1 pseudogene is annotated in these 492 nt (G+C 62.6%); it reads left to right on the top strand.

What is annotated here, in order from left to right:
* Nucleotides 1-492 (top strand): annotated as a pseudogene (locus NPS47_RS25395) (hypothetical protein); the annotation flags it as partial.

Below are 492 nucleotides of genomic sequence, written 5' to 3'. Positions count from 1 at the left end.
CTACCCGATGCTGCGGGCGTCACCCAGCTACCGCCGTCCAAAGCCTTTCCCGACGGCGCCAACCCCGAGGAGAAACGGCCCTACCACTGGGAAGAGCAGCCGTTGTTCGAGGGCACGGCGATTGAAGCACTGACCAGCAAGGTGCTCGGTGTTTACCAGGATGATTACCTGTTTCTGGTACTGCGCGACGACATCGGCGTGATGCGCGATCTGGCCGCCGCCCAGTTGAAAGTAGCTGACTGGATCGAGCAGTGGAGTGCTGACGACAAGCGTCAGACCCAGTACCTGAGCGGCGCTTACATCCAGTCCTTGTACGACGTCAACGACTCGCGGCTGCAGGCCTTGAGCGCAACGGATGCGGATATCCAGGCGCTGAGGGACGAGACCAGCGAGGCACAACAGGCGAGCATCTACGAGTTCCTCAAGGTCCGGCGCGACCACAAGGATCCGGGGATCTTCGGCCCCGATCAGCACTGGCGCCGCGCGGCCGAA

Source organism: Pseudomonas putida, assembly GCF_028682475.1.
GTDB classification, from domain to species: domain Bacteria; phylum Pseudomonadota; class Gammaproteobacteria; order Pseudomonadales; family Pseudomonadaceae; genus Aquipseudomonas; species Aquipseudomonas putida_AG.
Note: the sequence above shows the minus strand (reverse complement) of the source record. Positions and strands in the feature narration are given on the sequence as shown.